The sequence below is a fragment of the Trinickia sp. Y13 genome, assembly GCF_029522115.1.
In the GTDB taxonomy this organism is placed as follows: Bacteria; Pseudomonadota; Gammaproteobacteria; order Burkholderiales; family Burkholderiaceae; genus Trinickia.
The window spans coordinates 91,440-109,121 of sequence record NZ_JAKWFK010000012.1 but is presented as its reverse complement, the minus strand read 5'-3'; the positions used below and the strand labels follow the sequence as shown (position 1 = coordinate 109,121).

At 62.5% G+C, this 17,682-nt stretch carries 17 protein-coding genes and 3 tRNA genes; 9 read left to right on the top strand and 11 right to left on the bottom strand.

Annotated features, from left to right (window positions below):
- The first annotated feature begins 97 nt into the window (after positions 1-97).
- From MMB74_RS20390 to MMB74_RS20375, 4 genes are all read left to right on the top strand, one after another.
- Entirely contained in the window at positions 98-1,021 is a 924-nt protein-coding gene (locus tag MMB74_RS20390) for a YicC/YloC family endoribonuclease (protein WP_277430464.1), read from the top strand.
- An 8-nt stretch (positions 1,022-1,029) separates the two neighbouring features.
- Positions 1,030-1,725 carry a guanylate kinase gene (gene gmk / locus MMB74_RS20385; protein ID WP_277430463.1) on the top strand — a complete coding sequence of 232 codons (696 nt, stop codon included), beginning with the start codon at positions 1,030-1,032 and terminating at the stop codon, positions 1,723-1,725.
- 60 nt (positions 1,726-1,785) lie between these two features.
- A complete protein-coding gene (gene rpoZ, locus MMB74_RS20380) occupies positions 1,786-1,989 on the top strand; it encodes a DNA-directed RNA polymerase subunit omega (RefSeq protein ID WP_102608580.1) in 204 nt (67 codons plus the stop codon).
- A gap of 94 nt (positions 1,990-2,083) precedes the next feature.
- Complete coding sequence (locus tag MMB74_RS20375) at positions 2,084-4,477, top strand: bifunctional (p)ppGpp synthetase/guanosine-3',5'-bis(diphosphate) 3'-pyrophosphohydrolase (protein ID WP_277430462.1); 2,394 nt, start codon at positions 2,084-2,086, stop codon at positions 4,475-4,477.
- A 192-nt stretch (positions 4,478-4,669) separates the two neighbouring features.
- On the opposite strand, the gene MMB74_RS20370 is transcribed toward MMB74_RS20375, so the two are convergent.
- Together MMB74_RS20370 and MMB74_RS20365 are read right to left on the bottom strand one after the other, a co-directional pair.
- Positions 4,670-4,746, bottom strand: a tRNA-Arg gene (locus MMB74_RS20370).
- Positions 4,747-4,815: 69 nt separating this feature from the next.
- Positions 4,816-4,892: transfer RNA gene (locus tag MMB74_RS20365), tRNA-Arg, on the bottom strand.
- A 127-nt stretch (positions 4,893-5,019) separates the two neighbouring features.
- On the opposite strand from MMB74_RS20365, the gene greB reads away from it, so the two are divergent.
- The gene (gene greB, locus MMB74_RS20360) at positions 5,020-5,586 is read left to right on the top strand and encodes a transcription elongation factor GreB (protein ID WP_277430461.1); all 567 of its coding nucleotides are present in this window, start codon (positions 5,020-5,022) and stop codon (positions 5,584-5,586) included.
- Between the two features lie 175 nt (positions 5,587-5,761).
- Here greB and MMB74_RS20355 read toward each other — a convergent pair whose 3' ends face one another.
- From MMB74_RS20355 to MMB74_RS27450, 3 genes are all read right to left on the bottom strand, one after another.
- Positions 5,762-6,907: a porin gene (locus MMB74_RS20355; RefSeq protein ID WP_277430460.1), complete on the bottom strand. Its 1,146-nt coding sequence runs from the start codon at positions 6,905-6,907 to the stop codon at positions 5,762-5,764.
- A gap of 15 nt (positions 6,908-6,922) precedes the next feature.
- Positions 6,923-7,366 carry a hypothetical protein gene (locus MMB74_RS20350; RefSeq protein ID WP_277430459.1) on the bottom strand — a complete coding sequence of 148 codons (444 nt, stop codon included), beginning with the start codon at positions 7,364-7,366 and terminating at the stop codon, positions 6,923-6,925.
- 67 nt (positions 7,367-7,433) lie between these two features.
- The gene (locus MMB74_RS27450) at positions 7,434-7,688 is read right to left on the bottom strand and encodes a hypothetical protein (RefSeq protein ID WP_346780696.1); all 255 of its coding nucleotides are present in this window, start codon (positions 7,686-7,688) and stop codon (positions 7,434-7,436) included.
- A gap of 392 nt (positions 7,689-8,080) precedes the next feature.
- Between MMB74_RS27450 and MMB74_RS20345 the strand changes: the two genes are divergently transcribed.
- Together MMB74_RS20345 and MMB74_RS20340 are read left to right on the top strand one after the other, a co-directional pair.
- Complete coding sequence (locus MMB74_RS20345; protein WP_277430458.1) at positions 8,081-8,284, top strand: cold-shock protein; 204 nt, start codon at positions 8,081-8,083, stop codon at positions 8,282-8,284.
- Positions 8,285-8,411: 127 nt separating this feature from the next.
- The gene (locus tag MMB74_RS20340) at positions 8,412-9,599 is read left to right on the top strand and encodes an exonuclease domain-containing protein (RefSeq protein WP_277430457.1); all 1,188 of its coding nucleotides are present in this window, start codon (positions 8,412-8,414) and stop codon (positions 9,597-9,599) included.
- Between the two features lie 5 nt (positions 9,600-9,604).
- On the opposite strand, the gene MMB74_RS20335 is transcribed toward MMB74_RS20340, so the two are convergent.
- From MMB74_RS20335 to MMB74_RS20325, 3 genes are all read right to left on the bottom strand, one after another.
- Complete coding sequence (locus tag MMB74_RS20335; protein WP_277430456.1) at positions 9,605-10,201, bottom strand: chorismate mutase; 597 nt, start codon at positions 10,199-10,201, stop codon at positions 9,605-9,607.
- 34 nt (positions 10,202-10,235) lie between these two features.
- Positions 10,236-10,385, bottom strand: a complete 150-nt coding sequence (locus MMB74_RS20330; protein ID WP_277430455.1) for a hypothetical protein — start codon at positions 10,383-10,385, stop codon at positions 10,236-10,238.
- A gap of 380 nt (positions 10,386-10,765) precedes the next feature.
- The gene (locus tag MMB74_RS20325; RefSeq protein ID WP_277430454.1) at positions 10,766-11,689 is read right to left on the bottom strand and encodes a LysR family transcriptional regulator; all 924 of its coding nucleotides are present in this window, start codon (positions 11,687-11,689) and stop codon (positions 10,766-10,768) included.
- A 127-nt stretch (positions 11,690-11,816) separates the two neighbouring features.
- On the opposite strand from MMB74_RS20325, the gene metE reads away from it, so the two are divergent.
- The gene (gene metE, locus MMB74_RS20320) at positions 11,817-14,093 is read left to right on the top strand and encodes a 5-methyltetrahydropteroyltriglutamate--homocysteine S-methyltransferase (protein WP_277430453.1); all 2,277 of its coding nucleotides are present in this window, start codon (positions 11,817-11,819) and stop codon (positions 14,091-14,093) included.
- A 45-nt stretch (positions 14,094-14,138) separates the two neighbouring features.
- Here metE and MMB74_RS20315 read toward each other — a convergent pair whose 3' ends face one another.
- Positions 14,139-15,263: an aldo/keto reductase gene (locus tag MMB74_RS20315; protein WP_277430452.1), complete on the bottom strand. Its 1,125-nt coding sequence runs from the start codon at positions 15,261-15,263 to the stop codon at positions 14,139-14,141.
- A gap of 131 nt (positions 15,264-15,394) precedes the next feature.
- On the opposite strand from MMB74_RS20315, the gene MMB74_RS20310 reads away from it, so the two are divergent.
- A complete protein-coding gene (locus tag MMB74_RS20310; protein WP_277430451.1) occupies positions 15,395-16,327 on the top strand; it encodes a LysR family transcriptional regulator in 933 nt (310 codons plus the stop codon).
- Between the two features lie 169 nt (positions 16,328-16,496).
- On the opposite strand, the gene MMB74_RS20305 is transcribed toward MMB74_RS20310, so the two are convergent.
- Together MMB74_RS20305 and MMB74_RS20300 are read right to left on the bottom strand one after the other, a co-directional pair.
- Positions 16,497-16,572 (bottom strand) — tRNA-Thr (locus MMB74_RS20305).
- 60 nt (positions 16,573-16,632) lie between these two features.
- Positions 16,633-17,649 carry a class 1 fructose-bisphosphatase gene (locus MMB74_RS20300; RefSeq protein WP_277430450.1) on the bottom strand — a complete coding sequence of 339 codons (1,017 nt, stop codon included), beginning with the start codon at positions 17,647-17,649 and terminating at the stop codon, positions 16,633-16,635.
- Positions 17,650-17,682 lie beyond the last annotated feature (33 nt).

The following is a 17,682-nucleotide window of genomic DNA, read 5'->3' as shown; positions in this document are numbered from 1 at the left end:
AAAATGGGATAATGCGCATTCAACGCTTTCGCGCCGGGTCGACGCGCGAAGCGGCTCGAACAACCGGCCGGCGACGGCCCCCATCGCGAGACGGACGATGATTTACAGCATGACAGGCTACGCGAGCGCGACGCGCGAACTCGCGGCCGCGGGCGGTACCGGAGCCATGAGCGTTTCGGTCGAACTGCGTACCGTGAATTCGCGTTTCTTGGATTTGAACTTCCGTATGCCGGAAGAATCGCGCACGTGCGAGCCGACGCTGCGCGAAATGTTGATGACGAAGCTCTCGCGCGGCAAGGTCGACATTCGCGTGAACTTCCAGCGCAGCGAGCAGACCGCGTCGGTGGGCTCGCTCGACCGGGACGCGTTGGCGCAACTGGCCGCGCTCGAGCGCGCGGTGCTCGACGCCTTTCCCCACAGCGAGCGCATGCGCACGGGCGAAATTCTGCGCTGGCCGGGCGTGCTCGCCGAAACGAACGTGGCGCCCGAAACGCTGCGCGACGCAGTGCTCGCCTGCGGCAAGCAGGCGATCGCCGAGCTCGTCGAGGTGCGTGCGCGCGAGGGCGCGCAACTGGCAGCCATGCTGCTTGGCAACGTAACGGAGATGGAAGCGATCGTCGCGCGCATCACGCCTCTCGTGCCGGAGCTCATCGCCAAACATCAGCAAAAAATCGTCGAGCGTTTGCAAGAAGCCCTGGGTCTTGCGGCCCCGGACGCCGCGGCGACCATCGTTTCGCGCGAGGAGATCGCCGAACGCATTCGGCAGGAGGTGACGATGTACGGCATTCGCATCGACATCGCCGAAGAGCTCTCGCGCCTGTCCGCGCATTTGTACGAAACACGGCACGTGATCGAAAAGGGCGGCAAGGTGGGCAAGCGCCTCGACTTCATGATGCAGGAACTCAATCGCGAAGCGAATACGCTGGGGTCGAAAGCGGCTGCCAAGGAATTGGCCGACGCGTCGATGACGCTCAAGCTGCTCATCGAGCAAATGCGTGAGCAAGTGCAGAATCTGGAGTGAAGGCGATCATGACCGAGCTTACGCACGAATCGAACCCGGCGCGCCAAGCGCAGCGCAATCCGTACGCCGGCGCTTATCCCGGCAATCTGTTCATGGTGGTCGCGCCCTCGGGCGCCGGGAAATCGACGCTCGTCAATGCGCTGCTCGCGCGCGATCCGGCAATCCGCTTGTCGATTTCCTACACGACGCGCAAGCCGCGCCCGGGCGAGCAAGACGGGCAGCATTATCATTTCACGACGGTCGACGATTTCCTGGCGCGCCATGGCAGCGGCGAATTTCTCGAAAGCGCGGAAGTGCATGGCAACTACTACGCCACCTCGCGCCTGTGGATCGAAGAGCAGATGAAGAACGGCCACGACGTGCTGCTCGAAATCGACTGGCAAGGCGCGCAGCAGGTGAAGAAGCAATTCCGCAATGCGGTGGAAGTGTTCATTCTGCCGCCGTCGTTGTCGGCGCTCGAAGAGCGGCTGAAAAAGCGCGGCCAAGACGAGCCGAACGTCATCACGCGGCGACTGCTCGCTGCCGGCAGCGAGATCTCGCACGCGCCGGAATCGGAGTACGTCATCATCAACGAGCACTTCGAGCGCGCGTTGTCCGAACTGCAATGCGTCGTCGACGCGACGCGTTTGCGCTTCGCTTCGCAATACGCGCGCCATACCGAGCTTTTCGTCGAACTCGGCATTCACCTGCCGCATGCCGAGTGAAGGCGAGTGGTTGCGCACATAAGGTAGAATGAGCAACATATTGAGAAGGAATTTCGAAACATGGCCCGCATTACCGTCGAAGATTGCCTGAAGCAAATCCCGAATCGTTTCGACCTCGCGCTCGCCGCGACGTATCGTGCGCGACAACTCGCGCAAGGTCACACGCCGAAGATCGAGAGTCGCGACAAGCCTACCGTTGCGGCCCTGCGTGAAATCGCGGCCGGCGAGATCGGTCTCGAGATGCTGAAGAAGGTCCCCGTCTAACACGTACGGCGCGCTAGGCGCATCGCGCGCCTAGCGCTGTCGCTGCCATGCCAGTTCGCGCATAGCCCGCATAGACATCCATACGGAGGCGAAAATGAGCGCTACCCCATCGTCCGCCTCCACTGCCACCGATGCCGTGCATCTCGAGCACGAGCAGGACGTCGAAGCGCCGGGTGCGGCGCGCAAGTACATCGACGCTGTCCTCGAACAATCGTTTCGCCATCTATTCGGGCCGACCGCCACCCCGGAGCAACCGCGCAGACACGACGTCGTTTCGATCGCGAAACTCACGTCGATGCTTGCCGGCTACCTGAGCCCCGAGGAAATCAAAGAGGTCAAGGCCGCGTTTCACTTCGGTGACGAAGCGCACCTGGGGCAGTATCGCCACAGTGGCGAGCCGTACATCACGCACCCGGTCGCTGTCGCCGAAACGTGCGCCGGCTGGAAGCTCGATGCGCAGTCGATCATGGCGGCGCTCCTGCACGACGTCATGGAAGACCAGGGCGTCACCAAGACGGAGTTGGCCGAACGGTTCGGTCCGAAAGTGGCCGAGTTGGTCGACGGCTTGTCGAAGCTCGACAAGATGGAGTTTCGCAATCGCGAGGAAGCGCAGGCGGAAAACTTCCGCAAGATGCTGCTCGCCATGGCGCGCGATGTGCGGGTCATTCTCGTCAAGCTTGCCGACCGCCTGCACAACATGCGCACGCTCGGCGCCGTGCCGTCGGAAAAGCGCCGTCGGGTCGCGCGCGAGACGCTGGACATCTACGCGCCCATCGCGCACCGTCTCGGCCTGAACAACACCTACCGCGAGTTGCAGGACCTGAGTTTCGCGAATTTCAACCCGCACCGCTACGCGACGCTCGAAAAGGCGGTCAAGGCTGCGCGCGGCAATCGGCGGGAGGTGGTCGGCAAGATTCTCGAATCGGTGCAGCGCGCGATTGCCGATGCGCATATCGAGGCGGAGGTGACGGGCCGCGAGAAGACGATCTTCAGCATCTACAAGAAGATGCGAGACAAGCAGCTTTCGTTCTCGCAGGTGCTCGACGTGTACGGTTTTCGCGTGGTGGTGGGCAGCGCGCTCGAATGCTATACGTGCATCGGCGTGCTGCACGCGCTGTATAAGCCCGTGCCCGGCAAGTTCAAAGACTACATCGCGATTCCGAAGGTCAACGGCTACCAGTCGCTGCATACGACGCTCGTGGGACCATTCGGCGCGCCGATCGAGTTCCAGGTGCGCACGCGCAAAATGCACGAGATCGCCGAAGCGGGCGTCGCGGCGCATTGGCTCTACAAGAACGGCGGCGCCGACCTGAACGACGTGCAAAAGCGCGCGCACCAGTGGCTTAAGTCGTTGCTGGACATCCAGAGCGAGGCGGGCGATTCGAGCGAGTTCCTCGAGCACGTCAAGATCGACCTGTTCCCGGACGCCGTTTATGTATTCACGCCGAAGTCCAAGATCATGGCGCTGCCGCGCGGGTCCACGGCGCTCGATTTTGCCTATTCGATCCACAGCGATCTCGGCAATCAATGCGTCGCCGTCAAGATCAACAACGAGCTATTGCCGCTGCGCACCGAGCTCAAGAGCGGCGACATTGTCGAGGTGATCACGGCGCCGTACTCGAAGCCGAACCCCGCTTGGCTCGGGTTCGTGCGCACGGGCAAAGCCCGTTCGGCTATTCGTCATTATCTGAAGACGATGCGGCTGAACGAGTCGGTGCAGTTGGGCGAGCGTCTCGTCGATCAGAGCCTGAAAGGTTACGGATTGGCGCTGGCCGATGTGGAGCCCGATGTATGGGACAAGCTCGTGCAATGGACGGGTAACAAGAACCGCCAGGAGATTTTTGCCGATATCGGCCTCGGCCGGCGCGTCGCCGCCGTCATGGCCAAGCGTATCGAGGTGCTCATCAGCGGGCGCGATACCGACGAGGAGCACGGGCGGGCCGAAGGAACTCACGCGGGTGCGGCGCCGCATGCGCCTCCGGTGGTCATCACGGGCACCGAGGGCATGTCGGTGCAGTTGTCGGCTTGCTGCCGGCCCATCCCCGGCGACGACATCATGGGCTATATCGGCATCGGGCTCGGCATGGCTATTCATACGACCGATTGCCGAGTCGCGCAGCGCATCCATCGCCGCGATCCGGGCCGCTGGATCGACGTGGCTTGGGCGCCGCAGCCCGGGCGCTTGTTCGACGTGGCCGTGAAGGTGCTGGTACGCAATGTCAAAGGCGTCTTCGCCCGCGTGGCGGCCGATATTACCTCGGCCGACGCGAACATCGTCCACATTGCCATGGACGAGGACTTGTCGCAGGAATCCACCGTGCTGCGCTTCGTGATCCAAGTCAGCGATCGCATCCACCTGGCCAACGTCATGCGTCGCGTCAGGACGAATCCCGATGTGATGCGCATCGTGCGCGAACGGCCGAGCGAAGACGGTCACCATCGTCACGACGGCGGGATGCGAATCGAGCGGGAGCGGGGCGACTACTGACGAGCGTGGCCTCACGGCTTCGCGGCACGAGCTGGCCGCCTTGCGGCGGGCCCGTGAACGCCTCGAATGGCCTCACCAAGGGAAAACGTCAAACCGGGAAGGGTGAAGCGGAACGCAAAGCGCTGAAACGGGAGCGCTGAAACGGGAGCGCCAAAAGACAAAGGGCCTTCCAAGCGGAAGGCCCTTCATAGGTGGCGCGGCTGGCAGGATTCGAACCCACGACCCCTTGGTTCGTAGCCAAGTACTCTATCCAACTGAGCTACAGCCGCACGCGAAAACGCAGAATCGTACTTCGGTCAAACAAAAGAGCCTTCCGCAAAGAAGGCTTTCGAAAAAAGTGGCGCGGCTGGCAGGATTCGAACCCACGACCCCTTGGTTCGTAGCCAAGTACTCTATCCAACTGAGCTACAGCCGCACGCAGAAGCGGAATTATAGCAAAGTCCCAGGAAAATGGAAGGCATTGCGACAGGTTTCTTCAGGGTTTTTTGCGGGCGAGCGCGATCGTGTACGCTTGAAGTCCATTGGAGGTAGCGATTCGCACCATGAACAAGGCATTTGTCAAAGAGTCGAGCGACGGCGATGACGACGATCTCGACATCGGTCAACCCGAAATCCCTGCCGGCGCCAAGAACTACATCACGCCCGCAGGCCACAAGCGTCTGCGTGACGAGTTGCTTCACTTGATCGACGAAGAGCGGCCCGAAGTCGTCAAGTTGGTGTCGTGGGCGGCGTCGAACGGCGACCGCTCGGAGAACGGCGATTACATCTATGGCAAACGGCGCCTGCGCGAGATCGATCGACGCATTCGCTTTTTGACCAAACGGCTCGACTTGGCCGAGGTGGTCGACGCCAGCAAGCAAGAGAACGTCGATCAGGTCTTCTTCGGCGCGACGATCGACTATGCGACTGCAGATGGCGAGGCGCACACGGTGACGATCGTCGGCGTCGACGAGGTCGATTTGGATCGCGGTCACGTGAGTTGGATCTCACCAATCGCGCGAGCGTTGCTCAAGTCCCGCATCGGCGATACGGTCACGCTGCATACGCCCTCGGGGCCCGAGCAGATCGACGTGCTAGACGTGCGTTATCCAGCGAGTCCCGGCGCCTAACGGCGCTGCCGAACTGGCCGAACTGGCCGAACTGGCCGAACTGGCCGAACTGGCCGAACTGGCGCCGCCGACGCTTCCGGCCGGCGTCCACCCAAAAAAAAGCGCCGCGAAAGCGGCGCTTTGGTCCCTGGACAGGGAATCCCCACAACGGGAATCCCCGTCGATGCCGATCCGCTTAAAAGCGGTGGCGCAAACCAGCGGTCACAGCGACTTGCTTGTCGGTCGACGACATGTTCAGGCCGTTGATGACGGCGCCGATGCCAGTGCCCTTGTTCACGACGTGCTGGAATTCGCCGCCCAGGTACACGTCGGTGCGCTTGGACAACGCGTAGTCGGCCAGCAGGTTGACCTGATTCCACTTCGGATGCACGCCGCCGATCGTGCTGTCCGTGTACGTATAAGCGCCTGCCAGGCTGATTGCCGGCGTGAGCGCGTAACGCGCATTCAACTCGTAGTTGTTGAAGCGAGCTCCGCCGCCGGGCAGCGCGAGCGTGCCGCTCGTGCCGGCAGCGGCCGCGTTCACGCCCAGGGCGTTGTCCAGGCGCGTTTGCGTGAATACGAAGCCGGCGGTGGCAGGACCGAACGTGTAGTTCAGGCCTGCGCCCCACGTGCGTTGACGGCCCGCGACGAAGGTGGCGTCGCCGGTGACTGCGCCCGGGGAAGCGGCGGTCTGAGCCAACGCGTTCGTGTCGTTGTTCAACTGCATATACGCCGCTGCGACGTTCAGGCCGCTCCAGGTGTACGACGCGCCGACGCTATACGCGCGATTGTTCGAGAACTGGCCGGCCGTGTTCGAGAAGCCGTACAACGCGCCGAGCTTGAAGCCGCCGTAGTTGGCGCTCTGAAAGTGCACCGAGTTGTTGACGCGGAACGAGTTGTCGAGATTGTCGTTGTCGAACGGGTGCGCGAAGGACGTGCCGCCGTATTGGGTGCCCGTCAGCGCCAACGGCCCGAGATATTGGACGACGTCGTCATACTGGCGGCCGAGCGTGACCGAGCCGAATTGATCGCTCTTCAGGCCCACCCAGGCTTGGCGTCCGAATTCGCGGCCGCTTTGCTTGAGCGTGCCGTTGTTGATGCCGAAGCCGTTCTCCAACGTGAAGATGGCTTTGAGCCCGCCGCCCAGATCCTCGGACCCGCGCAGGCCCCAGCGGCTACCGTTGACCGCGCCCGTCGATTGCTGCCAATTGCTATGGCCGCCTTGGTTGTTCGTGTAAGTGATGCCGGCGTCGATGAGACCGTAGAGCGTCACGCTGCTCTGGGCATGTGCCATCGTTGCGAACGCGCCGGTCAGGGCGCCGACTAGAAGGGTTTTCTTCATTCTTTCTCTCCAGGATCAGAACATTCTTTGGCTGTCGCGAGAGGCGATCGCCGACGTGCGTGGAAATGCAGCGGTTGCATGTCGGCAGGCCGATGCAGCAGGATTCACAGCAACAGGTCCGCGTTTCCGAACTGGGTTGAGTGTAAAGAGGGCTTCGTCGAGACGCGCGTTTCGAAATCGGAAATAAAGTATTGATTGATTTGAAATGGCGTGAAATTGATTGTAACGTATTGATTTAAAACAAATTTTACACTTAAAAAAGGGCGCGAGTCGATTTGCCATCCCGATGACGTTGTATTTGCGATACGTCGAATCGTATGTGGGGAAGGTAAATTCGCGGGCCTTCTGTCGGATTATTGCCTGTTTTGAAAAATTTGATTGCGTATTGCGGCAATAATCTGATGGGAACTGCTGGTTATAATGTTGTTTCTGCTTTGCCCAAGCAGACTTTTTCGTCAAGGAAAAGACGTCTCCAAACCTTTGTCAACGCGGCCCGCCAGCCGCGTTTTTTTATGGGGCGCCGGCGCTACCGGCCGCGGCGGCGCACGCCGCCTTGCTTGTCTTCCGTTCGGCCGTAGTTGACTTCGTCGTCCTCTATCGGCAGCACCCAGTCCTCCATCACGTAGTGCCGCGCGTCCATCGGTGACGCAAGAAGGTTCTGCCAGTGATCGCCGTGCCAGAACGGGTCGCATTCCAAAATCGTGGCTGCGCTTTTCGTCCGACTAATCTTTGACGTCCCTAAATGGGGCGAACCGAGGAGCCACGAGACGAAGCGCTTCAAAGGGTTGAGTCTCACGGTGGTCTCCCGGGCAAATCATCTACCCCATCTTCGGACGGGGTTGTCTAGCAGACAACCCGGAAAAATACTGACAGTAGAAATATCTTGTTGCAAATGGTGAATATTTTTCCTAAATATCGGGTTCCATTTGTTTGTTGCAGGTAATTATGACGTCGGCGCCCCGAAAGTCTAGTGCCTCATGCATAGCGGCTACGCGTTTACAGCATTCAATGAAAAATTTCTTGACGAGCGCTCGACGGAACATTTATAAAAGCAGCGCCGGAATCACCCAGTGGACGGCGCCCCGGGCAGAGAGACCGAGGCGGCGTTCTTCCGAGGCTGGGTTTCGGGCGGAGGGCGCTGCCCGTCTATTAAATTTCGAGGGAATTAGTACTATGGAAACTGGTGTCGTAAAATGGTTCAACGATGCTAAAGGCTTTGGCTTCATCACGACCGACCAGAGCAACGAGGACGTGTTTGCGCATTTCTCCGAGATTCAGGCCGATGGCTTCAAGTCTCTAAAAGAAAATCAACGCGTTCAATTCGATGTGAAGACCGGCCCGAAGGGCAAGCAAGCGGCGAATATTCGTCCGCTGTAAAGCGTCGGCACCGGCACGCCGCTCACCGGCCAGCGTCATCGCGCGCCAACCGGTGCGGCAGGCATCCTCGCAAGGGCGCTCGGGTGGTGCATACTTCGTCAATCGAAGCACCCGAGCGCCCTTATTCATGTCTGATCTATCCCTGCCGACGCCCCTAGTCGATACGCCCATCGCTTTTGTCGATCTGGAAACGACAGGCGGAGCGGTCGCGGAACACCGCATTACGGAAATCGGCGTCGTGCAAGTAGGGCCGTCCGGCGTATCGCGCTGGAGTACGCTCGTCAACCCGCGCCAAGCCATTCCCCCCTTCATTCAATCGTTGACCGGCATCACGGACGACATGGTGCGCGACGCGCCCGCGTTCGATTCGTTGGCGGCCGAATTGTTCGAGCGGCTCGACGGCAGCTTGTTCGTTGCGCACAACGCCAATTTCGACCGCAGCTTCTTGCGGGCCGAGTTTCAGCGTTCCGGATTCGCGTTCAACCCCGACGTGCTGTGCACCGTCAAGCTCTCGCGCGCCCTGTGGCCGCACGAGAAGCGGCACGGACTCGATGCGCTGATCGAACGCCATGCGCTCGCGCCGCTCGCGCGCCACCGCGCATTGGCCGACGCCGATCTGCTGTGGCAGTTCTGGCATCGCCTGCATGCCCTATGGCCGCTTGCCACCCTGCGCGCGCAGATCGAACGCACCGTGCGGCGCTATCGCATTGCCGGCGACATCACCGAGGATTCGATCGACGCGGCGCCGGCGGGGCACGGGGTCTATGCGTTTTTCGACGCGGCGGACGTGCCTCTGTACGTGGGGCGCAGCGTACGGTTGCGTCAGCGGGTGCGAGCTCATTTGACCGGCGAGCGGCGATCGGCGCGTGAAGCTCGCATCGCCGAGCAGGTTGCGCGGCTGCAGTGGCAGGCAACCGGCGGCGAAGTGGGGGCATTGCTGACCGAGGCGAAGTGGCTCGGCGCCCTGCGCCCGGTTCACAATCGCCAACCTCGCATTGCGCGCACGCAGGAGCGGGATGCGCCGTGGCCGTTCGAGTCGGCGGTCGTGTTCGAAGAACAGGGCGAGGGGGGAGACGAACGCGCGTTCCATGTCGTCGATCGCTGGTGCTATCTTGGCGCCGCGCCTTCGCTCGACGCCGCGCGCGAGCTGGCGGCCGCACATGTCGATGCCGTCTGCGAACCGTCGACGCTGCGGATCATGCAAACGCATCTTGCCCGAGGGTTGCGGGTCACGCCGCTGGCGGTGGGTTCGATCGACGGCGAACCATCCGATTTTGGGGCGAGCGCCAACCGCCCCGAGCCGGTGGCCGGCTAGCTCGGCTAGCCGATATCGGATGCGCCGCCCGCCGTGCAGACATGGGCGAGGGCGGTATTGAGCGCGTCGGCGTCGATCGCGCCGTAGCGCGTCAGCATTTTCCAGTTCCTCACGGCTCGCGCGAGACGGGCCGGGCAATCGGCGGTGTTGCGCCACGGCTCGACGCGGCCCAATGCCGGGATCAGCGCGCGGGTGAGGCGGTCGAGTTCAGGGCGGGTGCTGGTGGCCAAATCGGGCGCCGCCCCGGAAGGCGCACCCGACTTCGTCCAACGGTCGAAGAGCGCCGTTTGGATCTGCTTGCTGGCCTCGATTTGATCACGGAAGAAGAGCCGGGCGAAGGCCGGGTCGACATTGGCCGCCTGCGCGCGCTTTTCCACGTCGCCCAGCAACGCCGCTTCGCGAGCAGCGTCGGTGATCGGGCGGTGATTGGCCCACTTCCATCGAGCGACAGGCATGGCCAGCGCTAAGCGCTGCGATACCAATGCGATCAGATTGGTCATGGCCGTTTCGTCGCCGTCGGCGCGCACCTGAGAAGGCGCGAGCGCGAACGCGACGCATAGCGTCAGCGCAAGCCGGGCCGCAAGCCGCAACGGTGCGGTCATTCGATGCGGGCCCCGGGGCCCGCGATCGTCACTGCTACTTCTGTTCGCACAACTTACGTTGTTCGTCGAAGAAGGCGCGCACGTGCTCGGGCAATTCGGTGGCCAGAAATTCAACGCCCACCGGTTCCGGATCCGGGCTGGATACTTTGTGGGGGGGCGGAATGTGAGTGGGCTTGGCTTCCATGGCGTCTCTCCTGGCACGAATCGATTATCCGACGCGGTTCCCTCTGTTTGCCAGCGTCGAATTGATTTTTAACGCTTTGTTGCATTAACGGCACAGTCGGCGGCGCTTTTAAGTCAGGCTGAACGTTGATTGACGAAAATCAAAAATAATCTATGGGCGCCGCTCGCTCGCATCTCACGCAAGCTTGTGGCGATTTGCTCCGGTTGTCCGTGTTCATGCGTACGTGTCTCGTACGATCCTCTTGCACACCGTGGCATACCGCGCCGGCTAGCGATCGTTGGCAGCCTTTGGGGGGAGCGCGGCGGCGTCGCGTACGGGCGAGCGTGCCGTGGGGACGAGCATTGTCTAGCGGCGCCGCGGTTGCAGTGCGCCGGTGCGTTTCACGGCGCCGTGGGCAGGAGCTCGATTCCCTCGAGTTGCGCCGCGCAGCTATCGCGCACGATGGCGACGAAGTCGTCGAAGTAAGGGCGGCCGGCGAAAGCAGGGCTCGCGATGGCGTATAGCTCGCTCCACAGCCCTTTCGGCTCCACGCGCTTGGCGAGGACGTAGTCGTGATCCACGTAATTTTTGACGCCCCAGTTCGGCAGCGCCGCGATGCCGCGCCGGCTGGCGACCAACTGCATGATGGCGATCGTCAATTCGGCCGTGCGGCGCTCGAGTTTGACGCCGGCCGGCTCCAATACCTCTCGGATCAGATCGATGCGCGATTCCGGCACCGGGTAGGTGATCAGCGTTTCGCCATCTAGGTCGCGAGCCCCGACGCGCCGCTTGTTGCGCAGCCTATGTTCGTTGGCCATGACAACGAGAATCTCGAAGCGAAACAGCGGCGCGACATGCAAGCTCGGTTTGCCCGCGGGCTTGGAGCCGATCACGACATCGGCCTTGCCGTCACTCAACAGCCGCAGCGGATCGGCGTGGAACCCGGCCACCAAGTCGACTTCGACCTCGGGCCAACGGCGGCGGAATTCGTCCATCACGGGCATGAGCCAGTCGAAACACGTGTGGCATTCGAGCACGATCCGCAGTTCGCCCGCCGTCTCGCCCTTTAGCCGCAACAAATCGCGCTCGGCAGCGGCGAGCGCCGCGGTCGTCTCGCGCGCGAGCGCGAGCAGCCTTTCGCCGGCCGACGTGAAGCGCAATCCCTGCTTCGTGCGTTCGAACAGAGACACCCCGTAGTGCGCTTCGATGTCCCGAATCTGGTGCGATAGCGCCGATTGGCTCAGGTGGACGCGCTCTGCGGCCGCAACGAGCCTGCCGGACTCGGCGATCGCAATCAGCGAGCGAAGGTGTCGAATCTCAAGCATGCGGTCCCGCCGCCGATGAGCCGTCAGTTTGGATATGAATGGTATTCATACATTGATGAAAAGTTGTCGCTTGATGAATGATAGCGTGCCTTGCAGACTGACGCCCATCCCAATTCTCGAGGTGGTCATGACCTGCACTCATATCCTTGGCTTCCCGCGCATCGGCGCGCAGCGTGAACTGAAATTCGCTCAAGAAGCGTTTTGGCGCGGCGAAGCCGACGAGGCCTACCTGCGCGAGGTGGCCGCGACGTTGCGTGCGCGCCATTGGCAATTGCAGTCCACGGCAGGACTCGATTTCGTCGCCGTCGGCGATTTCGCTTATTACGATCAAATGCTCGGCATGAGCGCGCTGCTCGGTGCGTTGCCGCAGCGCTTCGGCTTCGACCCGGCCACGCTCACGCTCGCTCAGTACTATGAACTCGCCCGCGGCAACGCGGCGCAGCCGGCCATGGAAATGACGAAGTGGTTCGATACGAACTACCACTATCTGGTGCCGGAACTGACCGTCGACACGACCTTCAACGGCGGCGTCGATTGGTTCTTCGACGAGGTAGACGAGGCGCTTGCACTCGGGCTGCGAATCAAGCCGGTGCTGGTCGGGCCCATCACCTATTTGCGCTTGGCGAAGACCCATACGCCGGGCTTCGACCGCTTGGATTTGCTGCCCAAGCTCGTGAATCGGTACGTGCGCATCATCCAAGCGCTCAAGGCGCGCGGCGTCGAATGGGTGCAATTGGACGAACCGGCCCTGTGTCTCGATTTGGAAGACGAATGGCTCGAGGCGTTAACCGCCGCCTACGCGGCGCTCGGCGATTGCGGGGTCAAGGTTTTGCTCGCGACGTATTTCGAAACAACGGCCGACCATGCGCCGCGTATCGCCAAGCTGCCCGTGCATGGCGTGCATCTGGATCTCGTGCGCGCACCGGCGCAACTCGATGCTTGGCGCGCCGAGTTGCCGGCGCACATGGTGTTGTCCGCGGGCGTGGTCGACGGTCGCAATATCTGGCGCACCGACTTGCGCGCCGTCGTCGAATCGCTGTTGCCCTTGCGTGCGGAACTGGGGGGGCGGCTTTGGGTAGCGCCGTCGTGCTCGCTGTTGCACGTTCCGGTATCGCTCGAGAGCGAGCGCAAACTCGACGCCGAACTGAAGTCGTGGCTCGCGTTCGCGACGGAGAAGCTCGATGAGATCCGTGCGATCGGGCTTGCGCTCGAGAACGAACAAGCGGCGCAACCGGCTTTGGCCGAGGCTGAAGCGGCGCTTGCGTCGCGCCGCCGTTCAGGCGCCGTCGTCAACGCCATCGTGCAAAAGCGCGTGGCCGCCGTCACCGAGGACATGGCCAACCGCCGGCGTCCATTCGCCGAGCGCAACCGGCTTCAGCGCGAGGCGCTGAACCTGCCGCCGCTGCCGACAACGACGATCGGTTCGTTCCCGCAAACGCCCGCTATCCGCCAAGCGCGGGCGGCGTACAAGCGCGGGGAGCTCAAGGCGCTCGATTATCTCGAACGCATGCGCGCCGAGATCGAGCTGGCCGTTCGCCGCCAGGAAGCGTTGGACATCGACGTGCTCGTTCACGGGGAAGCCGAGCGCAACGACATGGTCGAATATTTCGGCGAGCAATTGTGGGGCTATGCCTTCACCGAGAACGGCTGGGTGCAAAGCTACGGCTCGCGTTGCGTGAAGCCGCCCATCATCTACGGCGATGTCTACCGGCCGGAGCCGATGACGGTCGAGACCGCAAAGTATGCGCAGTCGCTAACCAGCCGCCCTATGAAGGGCATGCTGACGGGGCCGGTGACGATGTTGCAGTGGTCCTTCGTGCGCGACGACCAGCCGCGCGCGACAACGGCGCTGCAGTTGGCGCTCGCGGTGCGAGACGAAGTCGTCGATCTCGAGAAGGCCGGCATTCGCATCATCCAGATCGACGAGCCGGCATTTCGCGAGGGGCTGCCGCTGCGTCGCGCCGATTGGCCGGCTTACCTGGACTGGGCATCGCGCGCATTCCGCATCTCGGCGGCCGGGGTGGCCGACGAGACGCAGATCCATACCCATATGTGCTACTCGGAGTTCAACGACATCCTGCCTGCGATCGCCGCGATGGACGCCGACGTGATCACGATCGAAACCTCGCGCTCGGCGATGGAGTTGCTCGACGGCTTCGGCGCATTCTCGTATCCGAACGAGATCGGGCCGGGCGTCTACGACATCCATTCGCCGCGCGTGCCGACCACCGACGCAATCGAGCGGCTGCTGCGGCGCGCCTGTGAGGTCATCCCCGCCGACCGTCTCTGGGTCAATCCGGACTGCGGCTTGAAGACGCGCGGCTGGGCCGAAACGGAGGCCGCGCTCGCGAACATGGTTCGCGCCGCGAAGAACCTGCGCGAGCGCCTGGCGCTGGCGGCTTAGCCCGGGCGGGCGGCGGGCCCGGGTCGCGGGCGGCGCTCGGCTACATCAAGCGTTTGCCTGCGGCGAGGGGACTCGCACGGGCCGATCGTAGGCATCGGGCTGGTTGCGCACGTCGACGTGGCCATGAATGCGGGCTTGGTGACCATCCTCGAACATGTAGTACGGGAATGGGCGAGCCGGCTCGGACACGGCGTCCAGGCGTGCGACGAGCGCCGGATCGAGCGTGAAGTCGAGCGCAGCCAGCGAATCGCGCAGTTGCTCCGGCTTCGTTGCGCCGACGATGATGCTCGCCACGCCGCGCTTGTGATGGAGCCAATTCAACGCCACTTGCGCCATGGGCCGCCCCGCTTGCTGCGCCACGGCTTCGAGCTCGGCCACGATGCGGAAGTTGCGCTCGGTGAGCTTGTCGAAGCCCGGCGGCGGTTTGGCGCCGGGATTTTGCGCGCGCACGGTTTCGAGCCGGCCGCTTCCCGTGAAACTGCCTTGCGACGGTTTGTACTTGCCCGAAAGGACTCCCATCGCGAGCGGGCTCCACGGCACGAGCCCCATGCCTAGTTCCGCCGCCAAGTCGGCAAATTCGAGTTCCGCGTTGCGCTCGATCATCGAATACTCGAGCTGCATCGCGGCAACCGGCTCGAATCCGCGCCACTGGACGAGCGTTTGGGCGCGCGCCGCGAACCAGGCGGGCGTATCGGAAAGGCCCACATAGCGAATCTTCCCGGCGCGCACGGCGTCGTCCATTGCACGCATGACTTCGTCCACCGGCGTCATGCGGTCCCAGGTGTGCAGATAGTACAGATCGATGTAGTCGGTGCCGAGCCGCTCGAGCGAGCCCTCGAGCGCGCGCATGAGGTTCTTGCGGTGGTTGCCGCCGGCGTTGGGATTGCCGGGTTGCGCGTTGTAGCTGTATTTCGTCGCGATCACTAACCGGTCGCGCAGGCCGCGCGCCGCCATGAACTTCCCGACGAAACGCTCGCTGGTGCCTTCGGTGTACAAGTCGGCGGTGTCGATGAAGTTGCCGCCTTCATCCACATAAAGGTCGAACAGGCGCTGCGCCGTCGCTTGGTCGGCGCCCCAGCCCCATTCGTCGCCGAACGTCATCGTGCCCAGCGAGATCGGCGAAACGCGCAGGCCCGAGCGGCCCAGCAGGGTGTAGCGGTTCATCGTCATGTCAGTGCTCCTGGTCTCAGACAGAGGTGTCGATGGACGTATCGTGCGCGCTTTGATCTTGTGGAAAAATAGCGTTCGACTGCATTCATTGTGAAGCTATGCTTCATAATCGGTTTTCGTGGGAGAACGGTATGGATTCGGCGCAACTGCCGGCGCTTGTCGCCTTCGCGAATGTCGCGCGGCACGGAAGCTTTACGCGCGCGGCTGCAGAGAGCGGCGTGTCGGCTTCGGCCTTGTCGCAGTCGATTCGCGCGCTCGAAGCGCAACTGAATGTGCGGCTGTTCAATCGAACGACGCGCCGAGTGGCATTGACCGAAGCGGGTGCGCAGTTTCTGGAGCGGGTGCGGCCGGCGCTCGCGATGCTTGCGGCTGCCTGCGAATCGCTCGACGAGGCCCGTGGCGAGCCGACGGGCACGTTGCGGATCAACTTGTCGCGCGTCGCGAGCGATCTGCTGGTCACGCCACACTTGTCCGAATTCACGCGGCGCTATCCGCGCGTGACGGTCGAACTCGCGCTCGATGAAGGCCTGAGCGATGTCGTGGGGGAGGGCTTCGACGCGGGTATCCGGCTAGGCGAGCGTCTCGCGCGCGATATGGTGGCCATCCCGTTGTCCGGGCCGTTGCGGATCGTCGTGGCCGGATCTCCGGCGTACTTCGCCCGCTTTCCGAAGCCGGCGACGCCCGACGATCTGACGCAGCACGACTGCCTGCGCTATCGCTTCGCCACGAGTCGCGGCATCTACCGATGGGAGTTCGCGCAGCCAGCCGCGCCGCGGCGTTCGTTTGAGGTCCAGACGCAGGGCTCCTTCGTGACGAACGATTTGCGCACGATGGTGCAAGCGGCGGAGCAGGGCGTCGGACTGTTACATGTCATCGAAGACTACGTGCGTCCGCAATTGGCGGACGGGCGGCTGTTACGCGTGCTCGACGACTGGGCGCTGACATTCGATGGGTTTTCGCTGTATATGCCAAGCCGGGTGCAGATGCCGTTGAAACTGCGGGTGTTCGTGGATTTCTTGAAGGAAAAGCATCGGCCGGAGGCCGCCGGTAGGGCACGGCGGTGAAAGCGGGCGTTGCCGTGTGGCGCCCGTTTGCGCCATCGGGAAGATGGCACGCGGTATCCGGCGGTTCTCGTCTGCGAACGGCAGTCGGTTGTTCGCGCAACCAGCAGCGTCTACGGAGCCAAAAACAAAAAGCCCAGTCACGAGGACTGGGCTTTTTGCTTGAATCTTATGGTGCCGGAAAGAGGAATCGAACCCCCGACCTTCGCATTACGAATGCGCTGCTCTACCGTCTGAGCTATTCCGGCATCAACATCAGAGAAACGCGATTATAGAGACACTTTGCGCCGGTGCGCAAGCCCCCGGCGTTACTTTTTTTCTTCCTGGTGATAGCGCGTGACGCGCTCGACTTCATTCTTCGATCCGAGGAAGACCGCCACGCGCTCGTGCAGGCTTTTCGGTTGGATGTCTAGGATGCGCTCCACGCCGTTGGTGGCCGCGCCGCCCGCTTGCTCGACGATGAACGACATCGGATTCGCTTCGTACATGAGCCGCAGTTTGCCCGGCTTGTCGGGCGTGCGCTTATCGGCCGGATACATGAAGATGCCGCCGCGGTTCAAGATGCGGTGCACGTCGGCCACCATCGATGCGACCCAGCGCGTATTGAAGTCGCTTTGGCGAGGCCCCGTCTTGCCGGCCAAGAGTTCGCCCACGTAGCGCTGCACGGGTTCGTACCAGTGCCGCTCGTTGGACGCGTTGATGGCGTATTCGCGCGTCTCCGGCGGGATCTGCAGGTTGTTGTGCGTGAGCACCCACGAGCCCAGTTCGCGATCGAGCGTGAAGCAGTTCACGCCGTTGCCGGTCGTCAGCACGAGCACGGTCTGCGGGCCGTAGACGGCATAGCCGGCCGCCACTTGCTGTCGGCCCGGTTGCAGGAACGACTCCTCGGTTGCCTCCTGACCGTCCGGGCATCGCAGCACCGAGAAGATGGTGCCGATCGAGACATTCACGTCGATGTTCGACGAGCCGTCGAGCGGATCGAACACGAGCAGATATTCGCCGCGCGGGTAGTTCGACGGAATCGGGAACAGCGTCTCCATTTCCTCGGACGCCATGGCCGCGAGGTTGCCGCCCCATTCATTGGCGTCGAGCAAGATTTCGTTGGACAGGACGTCGAGCTTCTTCTGCACTTCGCCTTGCACGTTCTCGGTGCCGGCCGTACCAAGCGCTTCGCCCAATGCGCCTTTGCTCACGTGATAGCTGATGAGTTTGCAGGCACGCGCGACGACCTCGATCAGAAGGCGCAAATCTGCAGGCAGATTATTCGTTTCTCGCTGCTGCTCGATCAGGAATTTAGTCAGGGTGGTGCGACGTTGCAAAGCCATTACGGTGCTCCGAAAGCCATGGGAATGCGACGA